At 34.7% G+C, this 21,688-nt stretch carries 21 protein-coding genes; 12 read left to right on the forward strand and 9 right to left on the reverse strand.

What is annotated here, in order from left to right:
- Positions 1-9 precede the first annotated feature (9 nt).
- The 3 genes from KORDIASMS9_RS17640 to KORDIASMS9_RS17650 all read left to right on the forward strand — a co-directional run bounded on the left by KORDIASMS9_RS17640 (position 10) and on the right by KORDIASMS9_RS17650 (position 2,192).
- Entirely contained in the window at positions 10-666 is a 657-nt protein-coding gene (locus KORDIASMS9_RS17640; RefSeq protein ID WP_114904111.1) for a hypothetical protein, read from the forward strand.
- A gap of 18 nt (positions 667-684) precedes the next feature.
- Complete coding sequence (locus KORDIASMS9_RS17645) at positions 685-1,440, forward strand: sensor histidine kinase (protein ID WP_114904112.1); 756 nt, start codon at positions 685-687, stop codon at positions 1,438-1,440.
- A 107-nt stretch (positions 1,441-1,547) separates the two neighbouring features.
- A complete protein-coding gene (locus tag KORDIASMS9_RS17650; protein WP_114904113.1) occupies positions 1,548-2,192 on the forward strand; it encodes a response regulator transcription factor in 645 nt (214 codons plus the stop codon).
- A gap of 60 nt (positions 2,193-2,252) precedes the next feature.
- On the opposite strand, the gene KORDIASMS9_RS17655 is transcribed toward KORDIASMS9_RS17650, so the two are convergent.
- From KORDIASMS9_RS17655 to KORDIASMS9_RS17665, 3 genes are read right to left on the reverse strand one after another with little or no spacing between them, the layout of a single operon-like run.
- Positions 2,253-3,725 carry a hypothetical protein gene (locus KORDIASMS9_RS17655; protein WP_114904114.1) on the reverse strand — a complete coding sequence of 491 codons (1,473 nt, stop codon included), beginning with the start codon at positions 3,723-3,725 and terminating at the stop codon, positions 2,253-2,255.
- A complete protein-coding gene (locus KORDIASMS9_RS17660) occupies positions 3,715-4,299 on the reverse strand; it encodes a hypothetical protein (protein ID WP_114904115.1) in 585 nt (194 codons plus the stop codon). Before KORDIASMS9_RS17660 ends, KORDIASMS9_RS17655 begins: the two co-directional genes overlap by 11 nt.
- A complete protein-coding gene (locus KORDIASMS9_RS17665; RefSeq protein WP_114904116.1) occupies positions 4,283-4,828 on the reverse strand; it encodes an RNA polymerase sigma factor in 546 nt (181 codons plus the stop codon). The genes KORDIASMS9_RS17660 and KORDIASMS9_RS17665 overlap by 17 nt, the downstream gene beginning before the upstream one ends.
- A 227-nt stretch (positions 4,829-5,055) precedes the next feature.
- Between KORDIASMS9_RS17665 and KORDIASMS9_RS17670 the strand changes: the two genes are divergently transcribed.
- Complete coding sequence (locus KORDIASMS9_RS17670; RefSeq protein WP_114904117.1) at positions 5,056-5,490, forward strand: hypothetical protein; 435 nt, start codon at positions 5,056-5,058, stop codon at positions 5,488-5,490.
- A gap of 102 nt (positions 5,491-5,592) precedes the next feature.
- On the opposite strand, the gene fusA is transcribed toward KORDIASMS9_RS17670, so the two are convergent.
- Both fusA and KORDIASMS9_RS17680 read right to left on the reverse strand, forming a co-directional pair.
- A complete protein-coding gene (fusA, locus tag KORDIASMS9_RS17675; protein WP_114904118.1) occupies positions 5,593-7,665 on the reverse strand; it encodes an elongation factor G in 2,073 nt (690 codons plus the stop codon).
- A gap of 408 nt (positions 7,666-8,073) precedes the next feature.
- Complete coding sequence (locus tag KORDIASMS9_RS17680) at positions 8,074-8,532, reverse strand: small multi-drug export protein (protein ID WP_114904119.1); 459 nt, start codon at positions 8,530-8,532, stop codon at positions 8,074-8,076.
- A gap of 175 nt (positions 8,533-8,707) precedes the next feature.
- Here KORDIASMS9_RS17680 and KORDIASMS9_RS17685 point away from each other — a divergent pair, with 175 nt between their 5' ends.
- From KORDIASMS9_RS17685 to KORDIASMS9_RS17700, 4 genes are all read left to right on the forward strand, one after another.
- Positions 8,708-9,145 carry a DUF1801 domain-containing protein gene (locus tag KORDIASMS9_RS17685; RefSeq protein WP_114904120.1) on the forward strand — a complete coding sequence of 146 codons (438 nt, stop codon included), beginning with the start codon at positions 8,708-8,710 and terminating at the stop codon, positions 9,143-9,145.
- 47 nt (positions 9,146-9,192) lie between these two features.
- On the forward strand, positions 9,193-9,669 hold the full coding sequence (locus tag KORDIASMS9_RS17690; protein WP_162820023.1) for a hypothetical protein: 477 nt from the start codon (positions 9,193-9,195) through the stop codon (positions 9,667-9,669).
- 61 nt (positions 9,670-9,730) lie between these two features.
- The gene (locus KORDIASMS9_RS17695) at positions 9,731-10,096 is read left to right on the forward strand and encodes a hypothetical protein (RefSeq protein WP_114904122.1); all 366 of its coding nucleotides are present in this window, start codon (positions 9,731-9,733) and stop codon (positions 10,094-10,096) included.
- Between the two features lie 276 nt (positions 10,097-10,372).
- The gene (locus tag KORDIASMS9_RS17700; RefSeq protein WP_114904123.1) at positions 10,373-10,948 is read left to right on the forward strand and encodes a pyridoxal 5'-phosphate synthase; all 576 of its coding nucleotides are present in this window, start codon (positions 10,373-10,375) and stop codon (positions 10,946-10,948) included.
- On the opposite strand, the gene KORDIASMS9_RS17705 is transcribed toward KORDIASMS9_RS17700, so the two are convergent.
- Positions 10,949-11,614 carry an HAD family phosphatase gene (locus tag KORDIASMS9_RS17705; RefSeq protein ID WP_114904124.1) on the reverse strand — a complete coding sequence of 222 codons (666 nt, stop codon included), beginning with the start codon at positions 11,612-11,614 and terminating at the stop codon, positions 10,949-10,951.
- A 323-nt stretch (positions 11,615-11,937) separates the two neighbouring features.
- Here KORDIASMS9_RS17705 and KORDIASMS9_RS17710 point away from each other — a divergent pair, with 323 nt between their 5' ends.
- The 4 genes from KORDIASMS9_RS17710 (at position 11,938) to KORDIASMS9_RS17725 (ending at position 17,220) form a co-directional block, all read left to right on the forward strand.
- The gene (locus tag KORDIASMS9_RS17710) at positions 11,938-12,843 is read left to right on the forward strand and encodes a hypothetical protein (RefSeq protein ID WP_162820024.1); all 906 of its coding nucleotides are present in this window, start codon (positions 11,938-11,940) and stop codon (positions 12,841-12,843) included.
- Between the two features lie 10 nt (positions 12,844-12,853).
- A complete protein-coding gene (locus KORDIASMS9_RS17715; protein ID WP_114904126.1) occupies positions 12,854-15,730 on the forward strand; it encodes a T9SS type A sorting domain-containing protein in 2,877 nt (958 codons plus the stop codon).
- 164 nt (positions 15,731-15,894) lie between these two features.
- Positions 15,895-16,551 (forward strand): uracil phosphoribosyltransferase, encoded by a 657-nt coding sequence (upp, locus tag KORDIASMS9_RS17720; protein ID WP_114904127.1) that lies wholly within the window; start codon positions 15,895-15,897, stop codon positions 16,549-16,551.
- 483 nt (positions 16,552-17,034) lie between these two features.
- Positions 17,035-17,220, forward strand: coding sequence for a hypothetical protein (locus KORDIASMS9_RS17725; RefSeq protein WP_114904128.1), 186 nt, complete (start codon positions 17,035-17,037; stop codon positions 17,218-17,220).
- Between the two features lie 308 nt (positions 17,221-17,528).
- Here the strand turns inward: KORDIASMS9_RS17725 and KORDIASMS9_RS17730 are convergent, their stop codons facing one another.
- The 3 genes from KORDIASMS9_RS17730 to KORDIASMS9_RS17740 form a co-directional block, all read right to left on the reverse strand.
- Positions 17,529-19,481 carry an endonuclease gene (locus KORDIASMS9_RS17730; RefSeq protein ID WP_114904129.1) on the reverse strand — a complete coding sequence of 651 codons (1,953 nt, stop codon included), beginning with the start codon at positions 19,479-19,481 and terminating at the stop codon, positions 17,529-17,531.
- Positions 19,482-19,587: 106 nt separating this feature from the next.
- Positions 19,588-20,586: a LacI family DNA-binding transcriptional regulator gene (locus KORDIASMS9_RS17735; RefSeq protein ID WP_114904130.1), complete on the reverse strand. Its 999-nt coding sequence runs from the start codon at positions 20,584-20,586 to the stop codon at positions 19,588-19,590.
- Positions 20,587-20,695: 109 nt separating this feature from the next.
- Positions 20,696-21,661, reverse strand: a complete 966-nt coding sequence (locus KORDIASMS9_RS17740) for a T9SS type A sorting domain-containing protein (RefSeq protein ID WP_114904131.1) — start codon at positions 21,659-21,661, stop codon at positions 20,696-20,698.
- Positions 21,662-21,688 lie beyond the last annotated feature (27 nt).

Genomic DNA, 21,688 nt, shown 5'->3' on the forward strand with positions numbered 1-21,688 from the left:
AATTAATTAATGATCAATAATATTCTAAAGAATTTTAGCCTTTATGCTGAAATAGTTACAGCTATCATTGCTAGTATTTATTACTATAAATACAAAAAATCACCCCTAAAGTATTTTTTAATACTACTATGGTATGTTGCTATTAATGAAAGCTTTGGATATTATTTAAGTATAACTTCAATTGAAAGTAATGCAGTAATATTTAATATATATCATATTATAAATTTTACTGCATTACTTTTAATATATAGACAATTTATTGAAAATAAAATATATAAAAAGTACATTATATATTTTATTTTTACTTATTTGATTTCTGTTATTATTAATGGATTTTATGAAAATTATCTAGAGTTTTCTCAAACGATACCATTTGTTATAGCTTCATGCTTTTTGATCATTAGTATATTATTTTATTTTATAGAAATATTGAAATCTGAACGAATTTTACAAGTGTCTAAAAATATATTATTTTGGATAAGTATAGGACTATTACTATACCATATTGGTTATAGCCCTTACAAATTAATCAGAAGATATGAAGTTTTATCTTCGATAGAGGATACAAGCTTACGGTCACTTTTTTTTAGCTTAATTCTGATTTTAAATATTAGTTACATCATTGGTTTTGTTTATGGAGACAAAATAGATACAAAAGGAAAATAATAATATAAAATTACCACCATGCCAGATACTGATAATGGAGCCTTTATTATTTCATTAATATTCATTCTATTAGTGGTTGTCATAATTGTACTTTTCTTAGTCTTCATCAAGCGAAAGAACAAACTCTTAGCTGAAAAACAACTAGCGCAACGCGAGTTTGAAAACGCCATTGCGGAAACGCAAATTGAAATTCGAGAGCAAACTTTGCGCAATATTAGTTGGGAATTGCATGATAATATTGGACAATTACTGACCTTAGCCAAAATACAATTGCATCAATTGGGTGACTGCAATGAAGATATTTCTAGCGTAAGCGACACTATTTCAAAGAGTTTGACAGAGTTACGCGCACTTTCCAAATTGATCAATCCAGATGCATTGAAAAATATCATGCTACCCGAAGCTTTAAGTTTGGAAGTTGCACGTTTCAATCGTTTAAATTTTATCGAAGCTACGCTAACCATTGAAGGAGAAGAAAAAATAATTGATGATAAAGCTGAAATTATTCTGTTTCGTATCTTACAAGAGTTTTTCTCTAATACCATCAAACATGCAAAAGCTTCTAAATTGGACGTTTGGTTGACCTATACAGACACAACACTGACAATTACGGCGAAAGATAACGGAAAAGGCTTTGACAAATCTGAAGATACACCCAATAAAGGCATCGGATTGCTCAATATGAAAAGTAGAGGTAAATTGATTGGTGCAGAAATTGACCTCGAATCGGAACTAGAAAAAGGAACGCAACTAACGATTATTCATTATCTTTAGGTTTTTGGTTGTTATGTTGGTCACTTGGGTAAGCCATAAACCATTAAACAATATATTAATAAAAGCTATTGGCAGATCGTCTTAGCTAAATCATAAAAACAAAAAAATTGAAAACATATTCTGTTGTCATCGTTGAAGATCATGTATTGTTATCACAAGCCATTGGTGGTTTGGTAGATTCGTTTGATCGTTTCAAAGTAAGCTATTTGTGTAAAAATGGCAAAGAACTCATTACGCGTTTGGAAAGAAATAATTCAAAGGTTCCAGATATCGTGTTGATGGATATTAACATGCCATTGATGAACGGAATTGAAACCACAACCTACATAACAGAACATTTTCCAAATATTGATGTGATAGGACTTTCTATTGAAGAAGACGAACGTACGATTATTCAAATGTTACGCGCTGGTGCCAAAGGATATTTGATGAAAGATGTGGAAAAAAGTGTGCTAGAAATGGCACTAAATGAAGTTGTAACGAACGGATTTTATCACTCAAAACACGTGACGAGTATCTTAATTGGTTCGCTGAGCGGAAAAGGAGGCTCGGGAACACGATTGAAAGAAAATGAAATTGAATTTATGAAGTTGGTTTGTACGGAAATGACCTATAAACAAATTGCCGATCAAATGTGTTTGAGTCCGAAAACAATTGATGGCTACCGAGATGCACTGTTTGAAAAACTTGATGTGAAGAATAGAATCGGATTGGTAATTTATGCTATAAAAAATAAAATCTACTTGCCGTAGTAATTGTTGTTAGTTGTTTTTTATGTTTATACTTAATAACCTATAAACTCATAAACCAAATCACGATTTTTTATTCAACACAACATCACTGTACTTCGCGTTGATATTGATTTCACTTCCAGAATTTGCAGTTTTTTGATACCCACGAACAATGGTATTAAACTGTGTTTTATTTTTGGTTCCTTTGACCGTTTCCGGATACGAAATGCTAGATTTTGAACCAATATAGTACAATTTAAACGCTGAAGACGGCAATTGAATACGTGCATCCGTATTTTCTAAAATAATGTCTAAGGTTTGAAAATTTTCTCCAATATTGTGAATCAACAAGTTTCCAAAAGTTCCACTGATAATTCCCTTCTCTCCTAGCGTTCCAACACTTACTTTGGAAGAATTGGACATTAAATTGATATTTGTTACCGATTGCAAATCTACATTTTCTACAAAATTCACTTTTAAAGCGCCTTCGTTCCATTTGGTCACATGAACAGGTGCATACGACGTTTCAATCGTCGTATTTGCACCTTCTATTACATTGGCATACAAAGCTGCGTGAGACAGCTTTGCATTCATATTTTCTCCAACAGAAGCAATCGTTACTTCTCCATGACGCACATTGAGTTTTAACTTTGCTTTTTTAGGCATTTTAATTTTGATTTTCTTCTTTACTTTTAGATGTTTTCCATCTTTAGATAGAAAGAAAATATTGTCATCCGATCCATTAATTAGGTCAACCTTACCGTTTAATTGCAATGCTTTTACCTTTTCTAATTTTTCAAGGATTTTCTCTTTATTTTTTAGTACTTCCACTTGATATTTCTTAGCAGTTTTTAATGCTTCTTCATGGATTTTAGCTAATTCCTCTTTTTTGAGCGCATGCTTTTCGTAGAATTTTTCTAGTACTTTTTCACGTTCTTCTTGTTGTGCTTCAAACTTTTCCTTCCACTCTTCCATACCTTCTTTGAATTTTTTCTCATCAAAGCCAGATTTCCATTGCTCTTTCCACTTTTTCATATACGCATCACCGTCTTTTTTAAAAGCTTCGTAGTCAAACTTAATGTCTTCCATAGATTCCATAACAATCAGCGGCAATTCAGGTACTTCAATAATCTCTGTGACTTCAGGGATTTCAGCAATTTCATCAATTTCAACTACGATTGGCATTTGGTTTTGCATGATGATTTGATCTGCCAAGACAAATTCGCCTGAATTTCCAAATAATGAATGACTTCCCTTAGAGGTTACGGTTACTTTTTCACTGTTTCCAATGGCTTTAAAATTCCATCTTTCAAAGTATGCGTCTACTTCTTCTTGAGTGGCATCTTCTACTTCAATAGTCGCCGTGATCTCAACTTTATTTTTGTTCCAAGTATCAAATTCTACATCGGCATGAGACGTGCTAATATCTAAGGTAACGTCTTTGTTTACCGTAAAAACTTCTTTCTTTGTTCGTGTTTTTGATTGTGAATATCCAAAGCTTATGACCAATAAGGCGATGAGTAAACTTTGTATTCGTTTTGAATTATACATCATTTTCTGATTTTTTTAGTTCGTTTAATTTTTCCTTTAATTGGTATAGTAATTTTAGTCTAAATTGTAAATTGTCAATCATCGCATTGACTGTTTGCTCGTTAGGTCCAATATCCGTTAACTCTTGCTGCAATACTTTGTGTTCTTCATTCAATTGCGATAGTTTTTGCATGTAACTTTCAAACAATTGTTTCCCGATTTCTGAAACTTCTACTTGCGTCAATTCGTAATTAATACTAGCCACATAATAGTCTTCAATCTTTTTTAAATCGGGTGAAATATCGCCCAAGCTTTTTGGAGAAGTTTTAGTAGCTTCTTTCGAATCTGTTTCTGCAATTGTGATAGTAGGATCAACTGAATCACCAGGTAATTGTTGATAAATCATTATTCCTAAACTACAGATTAAAATCACTACTGCTGCTATTTTATAGAAAGAAAAGGATCGCTTTACCACTTTTTGTTCTTGTGGCAATTCCGCTTCCAATCGTTCTAAAAAACGGGCTTCGTGTCCATCAGACAATCCTTTTTTGATATGTAATTGTTCTTTTTTCAACAAATCTTTAATATCCTGTCCCATGATTTCTCTTTTTTAATGCTTGTTGTAACTTCTTTTTCCCTCGTACTAATTGGGTGCGTGATGCGGTTGATGAAATACTTAATATTTCTGAAATTTCTTGATGATCGTATCCTTCTAACAAGAATAAAATCACAACGACTCGGTATTTATCGGGCAGATTTTCTATGGCTGCTTTTACTTCTTCTAAAGTCGTTTCATCACTCGTTTCCCAATTCGTTTCGTCAGCAACTATTTCTAGCTGCGCTTCGTCAATAGTGATATAATAGTTTTGCTTTGCGCGCAATTTGTCTAAACTTTTATTAATGACAATCTTTTTTAGCCAAGCTCCAAAACTTACTTCGCCAGTATATTGATCGATCTTTTGAAAAGCGTTGATGAATGCTTCTTGCATGGCATCTTCGGCATCTTCTGTATGTTTCAAAAATCGGTTGGCAACAATAAACATTCCTTCACAATACTGCCTGTACAGATGCAGTTGTGCTTTCCTGTCATTTTGTTTACACTTTTCGATGAGCTCTATTTGAGACATACTTTGGTTAGCTTTTTTGGTTTTGGTAATTGCTATACATTTTTAAAGACGTACGGTTTTTTACAATGTGACAATAATTTTTAAAAAAGTTTTTATTATTTGATTTTTATTTTGATAAACCCTTTGAATTTAATAGCTATCAAAAAGGCTTGAAACATGTCTGTTCTTTTTATTTGTAAAGTTTCATAATTTTTTTGAACTTTAGATTGTAAACCAATCAATATAGTATGAATATTATTAATGCGCTTTACGGAAGTCAATATTCCGAATTAAAAAATAAAAGTTACGATGTAAATAAAGGACGATTTTACGGCAATTTGCTATTGACTGCAATTATTATCATCTATCTTTTTATCGCGGTAATTATTCTTAATTTTATTTCAGAAGATATTCTTGATGATCTTTTAAAACCTTTGCGTAGAATGTTTGGCAGAAGTATGGGCAAAGCTGCAAGTCAGATTGTAGCAATTCCGTTAATAGTAGTTATATATTTGATTGTGATGCTCCTTTTTGGTTCTAAAAAACGCTATGAAAAAAGCTATCAAATTTATGATAAAGCTTCGAAGGAAGAAAAAGATAGTGCCATGGGAAAATTGATTGGTATTTTTTTGATTGGCTTTTTATCCTTGGTCATTTTAGGAATTACTAGTTTGTTTCTTTAAATCGAGTTGGGAGACTTGAATAAGCGCTGTTTTGAATACGTAATTGACTCTTTGTTATAAAGTTAACGCGAGTCAAAGACTCGCGCTAACATATCTAGAAAATTAACAAACTAGTTGGTTTAATACATGTTCAGGTACTTGTTTATAATCTTTCAATTTTAAGGTAACTGAACCTTTTCCACTAGTTAAAGTCCGTAATGACGAAATGTATCCGAAGGTTTGCAATAATGGTATTTCAGCATTTACTTTTCTTCGATTTCCATTTTCTTTGATTGAAACTATCATTCCACGACGTTTGTTAATGTCAGACGTCACGTTTCCTAAATAATCTTCAGGACAATTGATTTCTGCAATCATGATAGGCTCTAATAATACAGGATTTGCCTGTTTTGCAGCAACTCTAAATGCTTGACGCGCTACAGTTTCAAAATCCGAACTACTTGAATCATTCTCATGCATTTTTCCATCCAATAATGTAATTTTCATCGCTTCTAATGGATACTCCAACAAAATACCCGATTGCATTGCTTCTCGGAATCCTTTTTCAGTAGCATTGATACAATCTTTCGAAATCACTCCACCTTTGGTTTCGTTTACAAATAACAATCCTTTTTCGGCATCTGTGCGCGGTTGCATGGTAAAGGTAATTTCCGCAAAACTTCCACTTCCTCCAGTTTGCTTCTTCAATAATTCTGTATGTGTTACGGAAGTTGTGAGTAACTCACGATAGGAAACTTTTGGATTTCCTTTATTGATCGCAACTCCGTAATCCGTTTTTAGCTTTTCTATACGAACTTCCAAATGTAACTCGCCCATTCCATGCAGTAAGGTTTGTCCTGTTTGGCTATCATAAGAAGCTCGCAACGAAGGATCTTCATCAAGAAGTTTTGACAACGCATCTCCAAAATTTTTTTCATCATTTTTAGAAACAGGTTCAATAGCCAAACTAATAACCGCTTCAGAAACTTCAATAGATTCTAAAGAAAATGGTTTCCCTAATTCGCACAACGTATCGCCCGTTTTTACATTTTTCAATCCAATTAAGGCAACAATATCTCCTGCATTTGCCAGCGATAACTCTTTAAATTTATCTGCTTGTATGCTTAGAATTCGGCTGACTCTATTTTTGGCATTCGTCCTAGAGTTTAAAACCTGTGTACCAACATCAATGCTTCCCGAATACAATCGCACCATTGCCAATTTACCGACATATTTGTCAACAATCACCTTAAATACAAAGGCAGATAGTTGTTCGTCTACTGTACAAGCTAAAGTAGCTTTCTCATCGGTAATCATATCAATACCATCTACACTTTCAATATCTTGTGGCTGCGGTAAATAGTTTGCAACAGCATCTAACAAAGGTTGTACACCAATGTATTTATATGCTGAACCACACAACATCGGAACGGCTTTTCGTTCCAGCGTAATTCTTCTTATGGCTCGTTGTAAATCGTCTATAGAAATCTCGGTATCTTCAAGATATTGTTCCATAATAGCATCATCAAAATTAGCAATGCGTTCTAGTAAAATAGCACGCCATTTTTCTGCTAATTCAACCAATTGTTTAGGAATATCCGTTACGATATTTGATTTACCATAATCGTCCGCGTTCCAATATATAGCTTTCATTTGCAATAAATCTATCACACCTTCAAAATCGTCAGCATCGCCTATTGGAATTTGAATTGGCAAAGTTGTCGCACCAAATTCTTCTTCTATTTGTGATAATACTTTGAAATAATCGGCACCAATTCTGTCCATCTTATTAATAAATCCAATTTTTGGAATTCCATAACGCTCAGATTGACTCCAAACTGTTTCTGATTGTGATTCAACACCAGAAGCTGCACAAAATAAAGCTACAGCACCATCTAAAATTCGCAAGGAACGTTCTACTTCAATTGCAAAATCAATATGTCCAGGCGTATCAATAATATTGATTTGATAGATTTTTTCATTGTATTCCCAATCGGCTGAAATTGCTGAAGATGAAATGGAAATGCCGCGTGAAGCTTCTTGTACATCACTATCGGTTACCGTATTTCCATCGTCAATATTTCCTGGTTTATGAATAGTTCCTGTATAATATAATATGCGCTCAGTTGTGGTTGTTTTTCCAGCATCTACATGCGCTATGATACCTATATTTCGTATGTCTTTTAATCGTTTCATTTTGTTCTAATTTAATATTTTTTGTAATAAAAAGAAAGCCTCTCGATATCGAGAGGCTTTCTGCTAAGTTTGTACAATAGCAATCCTCTCCTACGTTTGTAGAATGATTTTAGTTCCTATGATTTTTAAAGTAAAAATGATGTTTAGGATTATTCTAGTTGTTAAATTTAAAATGCTATTGTAAATAGTCGATTGAAATTTGGTAGAACAAAAAAGGCTTCCTAAAAAGAAAGCCTTGCGAAATATATGAAGTTTTATCTTTTTAGAATACCAATGTTGCCCTACCCAAAAACACAGTTCTGATAGCGCCGTTTAATGCAATGATGTTAACGTTTGTTGTTTTCATTTTTTTAAAATTCTGTAGCAAATATAGATTTTTATTTGAAAATAAAAAAAGAGTACATGATTTTACCCAAACATACTAGAACCATAATAGAAAGTTAGCCAAACGAATACTGAGGAGAAAAAGATTCCTATCGTATTGGCTGCAAACGCTTGTTTTCTTTCTATATTAAACAAATACGTAGCAATGGTTCCTGCATATACACCTGTTCCTGGCAATGGAATCATTACAAAAAACATCAAGCCCCAAAAACCGTATTTTTGAATTTTGTCTTTGGCACCTTTTTTGGCTCTTCGCGCTACCCACAACGCTCCTTTTTTATAAGATCGAAAGCGTAAAAAGTATCTATTTACGTGATTTAGGAAAAAAATCATAACAGGAAATACCAATACATTTGCAACAAAGGCAGCTACAAAAATCACATACGGATTTGCTTCTGATTGTAAACCGATAGGAATACCAACTTTGGCTTCTCCTAGCGGTGAAATGCTCCACAGCATGGTTATCAATATATCTTCAATCACAATTTTATTTTAAAAGAATTGCAAAATTACGCCAATTTGTACTGTGAACAAATTTTAAGAATGTAAAGTTTTGGTAAAAAATCATTTTCCAGATCAATATTGTCAATTTGCTGTCAAATCACTTCGTTTACGACACTTTTCGTATCTTCCAACTGTAATTTTATGAATCCACGCTATGCATCCTATCCGAGCCATCCATCCTGATTTTGAACACTTCTTACAGTTAAAACCCAAAGCGTGTATTGAACATTTTATAGATATTCGAAATTTTATTTTAGCATTATATCCTGAAGCCAATGAACTTTTGTATCACACACATGCACTTACCGCAGTTTTTTCAATTTCTGAAAAGCTTTCGGATGGATTTTGCATGATTCCGATATATACGAACCATTTAAATTTAGGATTTCATAAAGGAACACTTTTAGACGATCCTTCTCAAGTATTGAAAGGCACTGGAAAGTTTATTAGACACATTCCTATTGCTTCTCCAACCGATTACAGAAATACAACAGTGGAAACATTGCTAAAAAATGCAATCGAATTTGCCATTTCAGACCTAAAGAAACCCTCTGAAACAACTAGTAAGACAATTTCTAAAATAAAGAAGTAACTTTTTGCGTATATTTATACATATCAGTAAAAAAAAACATTTTTAGTATGATGTCATGGCTTATTGCATTTTTTGGAGAATTATTTATTATTTCAGAAGAATGGAAATTTTATAAGAAGAAAAAGAACCGACGTGCTTATGAAAAGGCAAATAAACTTCCCAAGAAGCGAATGCTTTCTCCGCTTACAGAAGCATTTTTTGTGGTTCCTGTCATCATTGTTGCGGTAACTTTTGTGTTTTATTCGTTTGTAAACCCTATAAGACAAACGCGTGACACCAACGATAACCTAAGTGCCTTGATCTATTTATTGAGTAAGGACAAATCACATCATGGTATATATCCTGAAAATATTATCGAACTTTCTCGTAAAAATCCTTTGTATGGCGATTTGACAAAAGATGGTTGGGAACGCGAAGTTATTTACCAACAAATAGAAAATGGACAAGGTTTTACACTAAAATCTAAAGGAAAAGATGGGGTTTTAGATACGAAAGATGATATTGTATTTACAGAAAAAAAGTAACAGACTATTTTAGAGTTGGAGTTTATAGTACTCACAAAAAGTTGTAGACATTTAAGAGGATATGAAAAGTATAGTAACGTTTCAAAAAATAGTTTCTTATTCCAGTATTGGTCTGTTTTTTTTAGTGACTATTGTATTCTTTTCATCATATACTTCCTTAAAAAAAGAACGAAGAACAAAGTGGCGACTATATCATTGTGCAAAATTTCTTGCTACTGAAAAAGCAGCTACAAATGTATATCCACATAGTTTAAGATGTTTAGTGGATAATGGTTACAGAATTGAAGACGGAAACGGATATTTATTCAAATATGAATTCATTAACGACGGAGAAGATTATGTGTTATTTTCTGTTGGAAAAGACGGAATTCCGTATACTGAAGATGATGTGTATGCTACAAAATACGATCTGTCTCGTGACTACTAATAGCATTCTGACATAAAAAAGCGGGATAAACCCGCTCTTTTTTCAGTAGTATTTAATGTTTGTCAACTCCGCAACAAAAAGAAAATTCGAGCACACTAGTATTTGTTCCGCCTTTTATTTTTTGCTTGTCGAAATTTGAAATAACTGTTTTCGTAATCTTTAACGTTTTAAGATTTCTTTTTTTCATAATATATGTTTTTGGTTATGGTGTAATATACTAAAAGAACACTCAAATCGTTTACGGGAATACCATACTAATCTATAGCAAATCCCTTTATGAATCCTTTTCAAAAATTTACAACTTGGCTTACAGAAGAGTGTAAAAGTCATAATTTGCGTTTTCCCGCCGCATGCTGTTTTTCTACAATTGGCGTTGATGGCTATCCGAATGCGCGCTTTGTTTCACTGAAAGAAGTTACAGACGATGGCTTTATAATTACAGGCACACTTTCCTCCCAAAAAGGAGTTGAAATTACACAAAAACCAACAGCTGCATTGACATTTTGGTGGACAGCAACCGAACGACAGGTTCGGATACAAGGCGATCTTGTTGAGATTTCAGAAACACAAGCCGAACGATATTTTAGCCAACGAAATCGTGATTCACAATTGGTTTCTACTGTTTTTAACCAAGGAGAAAAGATAGTGAGTTTTGACATGATGAAAGCTCAATTTAAACAACAAAAAGAAGCTTTACAAGATGCTTCTATTGAAAAACCCGAAAATTGGAGTGGAATTTGTATTCTACCCAAACGTATTGAATTTATGGACTTTAAAGTCAGCAGGCTCCACGAACGAACCATTTTTGAAAAGCAACATGAACGTTGGGAAATCTATTGTATTCAACCGTAATTACATTCCTTTGAACACTTCCTGCATTTTATCATGTTGAATTTCTTGAAAGTCTGAAATGACCATATTGGCAATAGTATAATCTTGGTTTTTGGAATGGTGACTGTCATACCCTACACAAAAAATTCCCGCAGCGTTGGCAGCTTTGATTCCGTTGGTAGAATCTTCAATCACCATACAATTTGTACGTTCATAACCCGTAGCAAAAGCTGCTTTTTCAAAGATTTCTGGATGTGGTTTGGATTGTTGTAAATCTGCACCGCTAAATTTTGCAATGAAGTATTGATTCAAATCAAATCGTTCAAAAACATTGTCAATCGTCATCATAGAAGCGGAAGAAGCCAATACCAACTTGAGTTCTTTTTCGTAATATTCTTTAATAATGTCAAATACGCCATCAATCAATTGCAAGCTGTCATCGTTCGCAAATAGATACTTAAAGTTGTTGCGTTTTTTAAACATTAAGCTTTCTGGTGCTTGTTTTAATTCAAAATGATCACACAAACGTTTGCAAATATTGATGGTTGATTGTCCCGTAAACGACTCGTACAACGCAGGAGAAACTTCAATTCCAACTTCATCAAACATTTGGTGATATGCTTTGTGGTGTAATGGTTCGGTATCTACAATTACACCATCCATATCAAATAAAACGCCTTGTAACATTGTCTATTTTTTTGGCGAAGATACTAAAAGTGCATTGATATTCATGCTGGGTGATATTATTTGAAAGTTACCTTTTTATCAATACAAAACAGGAATACGTTTTTTATAAAATCGCAACGACTTCAATATTTTTTAAACACCTGTTTTTCAGTGTTTTATATTGTAATAAATCAAGATTTTACTTAAAAACAAAACTCCTTTTATCTTCTATAAAATCACTCTAAATGTTTGCTATGCGATTTTATAAAAACTCACAAACAACACTTTTTTAAGGATTTTTAATGGCATTTATTTGTGCAACAACCACAAAAAATCAAATAATTATGAAAAAAAAATTATGCATCGTTTTAGCACTGATTTCTAGTAGCATTCTATTCGCTCAAGCCGATAATACATTTCCTTATCCCAACAGTGGCGATGTAGGAATTGGTACCGGAACAGATCAAAATAACGTGAACTTCAATTTTCAAGTACATGGAATTACGGATTATATTATCCGATTGCAAGAAGCACAACAGGCAGTGACCAAATCAGGTTCTACAAAAGCATCAGGAGCTTTAAACGCTGGAAAAACAGCAAGAATTGGAATTACAAATTCCGAAACTGGAGCTACTGAAAATGATGGCGCTGTGCTTAGAATGTCTAAATTTGACTTCTATATTGTCAATCAAGAACGTAAAAATTTAGCTCTTACTTCTGGTGTTGTTGGATTGAGACTACATGGCGATCATCAACGAATTTGGATGGGCGCACAAAGTTATTACACACCTTCTACAAGTACCGAATTGGCATCCACCAATATTGGCACCACTTCCGATAACGGATTGTACGTTCGTACCAGAAGTAGTTCTGAAGAAGGATATGGCGTAAGTGTACGTGTTCGTAAAAATGAACAAAATGCCATTCAAGTCGTTAGTACCGACGGCGATGATGTCAATTTTACCGTAAAACCTACTGGTGAAGTATATGCTAGAAAATACGTAACTACGCTTAATCCGTTCCCTGATTATGTATTTGAAAACGATTATAAATTGCTGTCTTTTGATGAGTTACGCACTTATATTGCTCACAACAAACATTTACCGAATGTTCCTTCTGCAAAAGTGGTAGCAGCCAATGGTGCTGATTTAGGTGAAATGAATCGTGTTTTAGTCGAAAAAGTGGAAGAATTAACCTTGTACATCTTACAATTAGAAGCGCGTTTACAGAAATTAGAAAAACAAAAATAAACACACAACTATGAGAATATTTTATAAAATATGCCTTTGGTGTGTTATGCTATTTCTAGGAATTTCTTCTGTACATGCACAATGTGATAACGACGTAAGTACAGATCCTGAAAACCCAACAAATAATGCACTTCCGAAAGATTTACTAAATCCCGATGGTGATGAACGCTATTTAAACGGCACCAATTGGTTTCCGTTAACGCTGGGCGGAAGCTTGGAAGATTACGACCTAAGCAACATGTTTTGGTCGGGAACACCTTTGCCAGAAATGGACAATATTTGGTCGTTGTCAATTCCGTATTACAATTATATCAACGCATCTCCAAGACCGACTCCAAAAAATGGTTGGGAATTGTTGTTGGTAAATCTTGGACGGTATCCCAATAATGTAGAAGTGGCAGATAGCAACGAAACGTTTCAAGCATTGCCGTATATCGTGATTTACAATCGCTACTCCGGAGTTGTCCGTGTATTTGCTAATTTTGGATTAGATCAGTTAATTGGCGACGGACCTGACGCAGTTGAAGTTGTGATGAGTTTTGTATTAAACAATGACAACTCTGGCGCAACAGGATTGGCGCGTTTATACAGCGGTAAAGATCTCGCGTTAGATCAACATTCAAAAGTAACAACCATGAAATCGTTGGCAAAAGCAACCAATGCGCAACGGCAATGGTTTTCAACGGATTTTCAAATTGCGTATGATCCATGTACGTGTTCCTATCCATCAAAAATTCAAATTAGTTTTAATCAAATTACAGAAGAAAACATCACCTTGCACGGCAGAAGTTTGTCTGTAGATGATAACCTGATTAACAACGACTTGCAAATTGATCCTATGACATTTCTTTCAGGATTTGATGCGTCTGGAAACGATGCTGAAAAAGGTGGAATCTTAATTTACAAAGGATTACAAACCTTGGTTGATGATTATATTGAGCGTTATGAAAAATACGAAGCTGATTTGTTAGCAGCCAACAGACAGAATAAAATTGTAGAGCATAATTTAAATGTTTTAAAAGCCTTAAAATATACTTTATATGCTGTATTTACGCTTGGTGCGAATCCTTCCGCGATCGATATTGGTCCCATAGAAGCTACCGATTGGTATACAAAGCTAAAAGAAAAATACGGTGCTTTTATCAAAAAAGCAGATAAATTAAAAACAGACAACATTCTTAAAATTGCTAAAAAAGTACTGGGTTCAGATGCAAAAACCTATATAGAACAAAACTTTGAAAAAGTACCATTGCCAACGGCACCAGATCCAAATAAAGTACCAAGTGTTACCTTTACGGAAATGCACTTTGAAGGAATCATCTCGGATTCGCAAGTAAAAGGTGGCCCAACATTTTATACACCTGGAACTTATGGAACTGCAGCAACACAGGTTTTAAATACAGACACAGCAGATCCTACCGATATGCGAGATCCTATTTTGCAAACAATGTATGAATATCCGGTATATAATGAAGTCTTAGGAACGTTTGCCCTATTGAACAGTCCTGCGATTACCATTGCAGATCGGTATGTTCCAGAAACCGTTTTTGAAGATACTTTTTTAGTCGATACATTTTGGAATCCAATTCATTACAAATCTTGGACTCGTGAATATCAAATTAAAATTAGCAATGACTTAATGTACGCGCTCAACGAGTCTTTAGACATTAAAAAGCATGAAATCAAAGCTGCGTATCGCTTCAAAGCGAAAACAAATGTGGCGCTTACGGGACAATTACATTACAACGTATTTTTAGATCCATATTACACAACCAATGTCTTTTCTACAAACTATGATGTAGATGCGTATGACATTTGGATCAATCAGTCAGATACGCCATTTACCAACAGTGTAGAAAACGGTTGGGATCCGTATGTGGGCGATTATGGCGATGATGATGGAAACTTTCAAACTCCTTTTGTGCCGCTAGATGCTTTAAAAAACTTCAACGTGGGTGTGGGTTTAAAGCAAGAATTTTTTGAATTCGGTTGTTTGGATTGTACATTCCCTGACGATCCTAACTTTCCACTTCATGTGTGGCAAGGATTCAAATTTGGTTTCTATGATATTGAATTGGTATTAATGGTTGATATTGAGTATGAAACTAAAAACGAATATGGAGAAAACAATACGAGTACTCAAATTTTGACTTTTGATATTACCGAGGACAATATTGAATACAGCAGCGAACCTTACACGTATGAATTGATTGATGAAACCCTGCACACACAATACGATGCTAAATTATTTAATGAAAACTTAGGCTTTGAAGATGTGGTCTTTGATGGAAGTCCGGTTGAAGGTTGTTGGCTTTCTGGTTCCACATATACCTGTCGTGCTTGGAACGACATTGATATCACTGGAAACCTAAGCACTACAGCGGGATATAACGTAAACATCATCGCGGGGAATCAAATAGAAACATCGCCAGAATCTATTATTTCTCCAGAAATAGCAATGTGGATTGATTCGCCATTCAACCTTTCTCAACCGATGATTCATGCGACAGTAGGACAAATCAATGCGTTTTGTAATAGTAGTGATTACAAAGCAAATATTCTTGATCCGAGCATAGGCGAACGTACGGCAAACAATGAAGATGTATTATTTACACAGGCTGAAGAAGATGAAACTCCAGAAGAAATTTATCTCTATCCAAATCCGGCGAACAATTATGTTAACTTGTATATTGATCAAGAAAATTTAGGCAAAAATATCAGTATAGAAACCTATGACATGTCTGGCAGAAAATATATGCTGGAAATGAACACAATTGGTGCTGCTTCTTTCGCTATCAACATTGAAAGTTTGGCTTCGGGAATTTACTTTGTAAAAGTATACGACAATCAAGCTTTATTAAAAACGTTGAAGCTTATTAGAAAATAATCAAAATGAGTATTGTACTAGAACTAGCCTAATCTAGTTACAATTGATGGCGGTTTTCTTTCGTTAGAAAACCGCCTTTTTTATGAAGTCACACTGCTAATCTCGCAAAGTTGTTCCCTAAAATTATTTTTAAGTAGTATATTTAGTGCCCAAAATTACTTCTTATGACGATTCATGATTTTACTTCACAGCCTTCCTTGTTACATCAATTTATTGCCGAATTGCGCGATGTATCCATTCAAAAAGATTCGATGCGCTTCCGCAGAAATATTGAGCGTGTTGGTGAAATTTTAAGTTATGAATGTAGTAAAGTGCTTGAAAACACTACAGAAACCGTGACAACGCCTTTGGGAACTAAAGAAATGATTATTCCTAAAAAAGATATCGTCATTTGCTCTATTCTACGTGCAGGATTGCCATTACATCAAGGAATTTTAAACTATTTTGATCATGCCGAAAATGCGTTTGTTTCTGCCTATCGCGATCATATGGATGATGGAGATGCGTTTGAAATTGTCGTGAATTATATGGCAGCACCTTCGTTGGAAGGAAAAACGCTGTTATTAGTTGATCCGATGTTGGCAACAGGTCGCACCATGAAAAACGTGTATGAAGTACTATTGCAACAAGGAACGCCAAAAAACATTCATATCATTTCTGTGTTGGGTTCTATGCAAGGTGTAGATTTCGTCCAAGAAAACTTCCCAAAAAACACACATTTATGGATCGCTGCTGTAGATGACGTACTAAATTCCCGCGGATATATTGTTCCTGGACTCGGCGATGCGGGCGATTTGGCGTATGGAACGAAACGATCTTGATTGTTTTGTGTAGACGCGCCGCGCTGTTAGATCGCTATTGCTCTTAGTATTTTGGACTCGCTTTGCTTTAGATTGCTTCACTTCAACTTTGCTCAGCGCAAGTACTTTTGGTATTTTAGTTTACTATTTTCATGAAATTCAAAACGTCATATTGAGTGATTTTTATTGAAAAACTGTATCGAGATATGCTTTGACAACTTATACCAATTTTACTATAATCTGCAACAAATAAGCCCGTTCATTCAGCAGTCTATTTCCTTGCGACTATTTTCCGTAGCTATGGCTATACTTTGATTTTATGTCTTGAATACGCGAAAATTAATCTTAATTCTATACATCGCATTTTATAGTAGAATTGGTATAAAAACTAGCGTTAGTAAGAGGTACAATTCATGTCCATTTATAAACGGGCACAATGTTCTTTTTTGAATCTCACATTTTTCATTTTGATTTGTGTCATTATTAATTTTAAAATATTTAATCATGAAAAAAAAGAATTTAAACCACAAAGGGTTACAATTACAATTGAACAAAGCCACTATTTCTAGCTTAAAGGCTGGCGATTTAAAAGGAGGAACAAATGCTAGTATTTTTAGAGACAAAGCAGGAAACTGTTATGTAAGTGTAACTACTTGTCCGCATCATACACAACCGTATGCTACATGTTAATGTTCTCCAAAATCTGAGGCAGCTTACTGTATGTATCATGTTTTGTATAATTTTCTACTGAAATAATACCAATTTACATTTAAAATGGTATTTTGGATACGAAGTTGCTTTGGCAGTTTAGGACGCCGTGAATGTTTTGCATAGCCGTAGCTACAGAATATATTTGCAAGGAACTAGACTACCAAATGAACAAGTTTATAAACATCATTTTATGTGTAAATTGGTATAAGATAGAAGAATATATTAAAAGCTATTGTGAGTCTGAGACTTACAATAGCTATTTAATACTAATCACTATCATTTATATTTTATTGAATGATGATCTTTTTGATAATACTTTTACCGTTCGCCGTAATTTTTGATAGATACATTCCACTTTGTAAGTTTAACGGTATTTGTGTCGTTCCCGAGAATTGACGCACGAGTAATTTTCGACCATCGAGTGCATATATTTCCATGATTGCTTCATCTGTAATGCCTGCAATGGTTATATGATTTGAAGCAGGATTTGGATACAGTTTGATGGTATTTGCTGTAAATTCTTCATTAGACAAAGGCTGCATCCACACATTGCCAATTTGATTTCCCCAAAGATGTTCCACCAATTCAGGGTGATCTATAAACGGGTTTCTATTAAATTGCCATGTGTAAATCACATTGTTACGATTCATTTCAAAGTCATCTGGTGGATCATTTCTGTGCCATTGTATCAACGTTGCCAAATCTCCCAATTGTCCTTCTACAGCAGGGAAACCGTTTTCAATTGACAATCCGTTGTACCGAACCGCTAAAAAGAAAACACTACGTGCTACATCGCCACGAAAGCTTCCTGCAGTTCCTGTTGGCCCTGTGTATTGTCCGTAATGCTGATTCCCACGCGAACTATTTTCAGGTCCATCACTCGCCCGCAATCCATGTCCGTCAGAGTTTCCATGTCGTAACGAATCGGCTTTGGTCGCCCAAAATACGTCTCTACCATCTGCAATGTCGTCACCTTCAATACTTCCATATCCTGCAAGCGATCTTGGAAATGTATGTTCTCTGTTCCAAGCGCCTGTACTGTTTGAACCTGATTGTTGATCGAGCTTAGCTCTTCCCTGTTCTGTGTATACCAACCACACTTGATTGCTATTGGCTGGGTTTTCATCCGCTTCGCGCAACATATCATACACATCGGCATAGGTTTGCGCACGAACCGTTGCAGGATCTGCAATAATAGCTTGCATGGCATTTCTCAAATTTGTGTCTGCCAATCCGTCCATTGTATCATAATATCCATTAGGTACTGTAGTAGCAACGACGCCATACGTTGGATTTAAAGGTGTTCCAAAAGGTGCGACTGTGAAGTCATCATCTACTGCACGGATTAAAACTTCGTCATTTAGAATGATATATTCTACTGAAAAGTTATCCACCAAATCAATAATGAGTTCTTCATCTCCTTCGTCTAGCGTATCGTCTACCAACGTAATATTTGTGGTAATTGAGCTTTGTCCTGTTGGAATAGTTACGGTTGTCGCTCCTGTATAATCAGCTGCGTCAAAAGTTCCATTAGCAAGTGAATAGGTAATGTCTAAATTTGACGTTACAGGAAGTTCTGTCGTAAATTCTATCGTAAAGGTTTCGCCTTCGGTATATTGATCGTTTGCAACATTGACAGCAATTCCATTGAGAACTATACCGCTTCCATCGTTTAATTGTCGTGGTGTTGGTGTTCCTGTGAAATAACTTCCATCAGTTTCATTCCGTTGAATAGAGTTGGTATTGTTGTTTCCGCCTTCGCTAATTTGTGTTGTTAAACCTAGTAGCGTTAATAAACCTGTATCATCTGCTTCTCCTGTATCGTAAACAATCGCATCTATTAAGTCTGTGGTAGTGGCTTGTGTCCCTTGTGGAAAGTCAAAACCATCTGCTTGATAAATGGCTACTGCATCTGCTCCATTTTGAATGACGTTGGCACCAATTAACAATTGTGGTACTGGCGAAACCGTATTACTTCCAATTAACAGTAAACCGTTAACATCTGTGGTTTGTCCGTCTAAATCTAGTGCAAAGTAACTACTATCATTCCCAGAAGTGGATCCGTTAAAGAGTACTAACACATAGCCATCTAGGGCAAAATTAGGCGTATCAGATTTGAGTTCAATAAATTCTCCCGTATCTGAGCCTGGTGTATCACAATCAATTTCATTAATCACTACTTGACCAAAAGTAACTTGTGCTATCAATAGTAATAGACAGAAGGGCATTAGTTTTTTCATTATTTTACTTTTGGCAAAAGTACGATAATGAATGAATTTAATATGAATTCTGTGTGAAATTCGCTTAAATTATCTAAAAAATGAGACTAAAGTGATTTTATAAAGATTAGCGACTTGTATCGCCGATAGTAATCGTAGTATTTAGAACGATATCGCTTACAGGAACTTCTTCGAGCTTCGACTCTAAACGCAATAAAAGTATCTTTGCCGTTTGCTTTCCTATTTCTTTTGGATGTTGGTCAATGTAAGATATTTTAGGATAGCTGAGATCGTTTTGACCAGAATTTACATACCCAATTAAGGAAACATCTGTTCCTGGTATTAATCCTTGTCTTTGTATGATGCTGTTACAAAGCAGCGTAGCGTTGATATCTGCCGCTATAAAACCGTCAATTTTGTTTTCTTTAAGTGTTTCTTCTAGTGTGATTTGAAGGTCTTGTAAGTCTTCAAAAGCAATAACTGTTGGATTGTTGGTTTGCGATAAATAGCCTTCTTCTCTGGATCTACCAACAATTAATGTAGGAATGGAAGATACGAAAGCAATATTTTTACACTCTTTTTCAGCCAGATATTGATAGGCACTTACAATACTTTCGTAATCGTTTACTTGAACCGCATCAAAGCCAAGTGGTTGCATTGGAATACGATCAAATAATATTAAAGGAATGCCTTTTTGTTTGATTTGAATGATATGATCGAATGTTTTCTTTTTGTTGGTTTCTTCTGCAATACAAATAATAATTCCGTCTACATTTCCTTTTGAAAAGAAATCTAAACATTCTTTCTCTTTGTCTAAGCTTTCATTGCTAAAAAAAGTAATGATGTTGTATTTTGAGGAGCCAACCAATTCGTCAATCCCTTTTAAGACAGAAGCAAAGAAAGGGTTTTCAATGTTGGGAAGAATCACACCAATTTGCATGGTTTCTTGCTTTTGCAAGCGAACTGCAATCGGATTTGGTGAATAGCCGCGTAATTTGGCTAGGTTTTTTACACGTTCTTTTGTTTGCGCACTTATTTCTTCGCTATCGTTTAAAGATTTTGATACCGTGGATACTGATATGTTTAATTCTTTGGCTAATGATTTTAAAGAAACTACGTTTTTCATTGGTTATATTTTATCTGAATAAGAACTTGTAAAAAGCTATTACGATAGCTTGCTTATAAAAAAGTGTGCTTATTTTCATAAACACACTTTTTTGATGTGATCTATTGTATTAGTTTTTGACTAATTTGATACTGTTGGTACCTTTATCGGTATTGATCGTTGCAAAATAAATACCTCTTTGCAAACGAGTTCCATCTATGGAAGTTTGCGATGTTTTAGGTGACATTGTTAATACTTGTCTTCCCGAAACATCATATACTTGAATGGTTTTGATTGCAACATTATCTGTTACTATGTTCCACGCATCATTTGTTGGATTAGGATAAGCTTTAAACGATGTAGCCGTGAATTCTTCTGTACCTAACGTGCTTCCTGCTGTATTCCAAGTATAATCTCTAGACTGTTGTCCTAGTACATTGATGTATCTGTTTGTAAATCCACCATTACTTACTGTACCAGCATCTCCATCCATAAAATTTTCTTGATCAGCCCAGCCATCCACTTGAAACTTAAATTCTGTGTATGCTTCTGCCAATGGAAGTGTTACAGACCACATACCGCCGCCCATATCTGTCATAGGATTGGAAGTTCCGTCCCAGCCATTGAATTGTCCGCTAATATACAAAGTGGTAAAAGCACCACCATAGCCACTCATATCTACGTTAAACGTAGTATCATGTGGTCCAGCGTTTCCGTCATCGTAGCAAACACTAAATGTAGGCGTGTCTAAGGTCATTGCAGCACCATTGACTTCTAAGATTCTGTTTACAAATCCTCCGTCAGTAACTGTACACGCATCTCCACCTGTGAAGTTTTCTTGATCTGCCCAGTCATCAACTTGAAATTTGTATTGATATTCTCCATCGGCAAGATTCACGGTAGTTGACCAAATACCACTACCCATATCCGTCATTGGGTTGGAAGTTCCATTCCATCCGTTCATTTCACCACTTAGGTAAACTGTTGTAAATGATCCTCCGTAACTACTCATATCCACATTAAAAGTAATGTCATTTTGAGCAATTGTTGTTAAACTAATTAGTAATGTTACTACTGAAAAGTAAATTTTTTTCATACTCTATTGTTTAATTTAAGGGATTAA

This window comes from Kordia sp. SMS9 (assembly GCF_003352465.1).
In the GTDB taxonomy this organism is placed as follows: Bacteria; Bacteroidota; Bacteroidia; order Flavobacteriales; family Flavobacteriaceae; genus Kordia.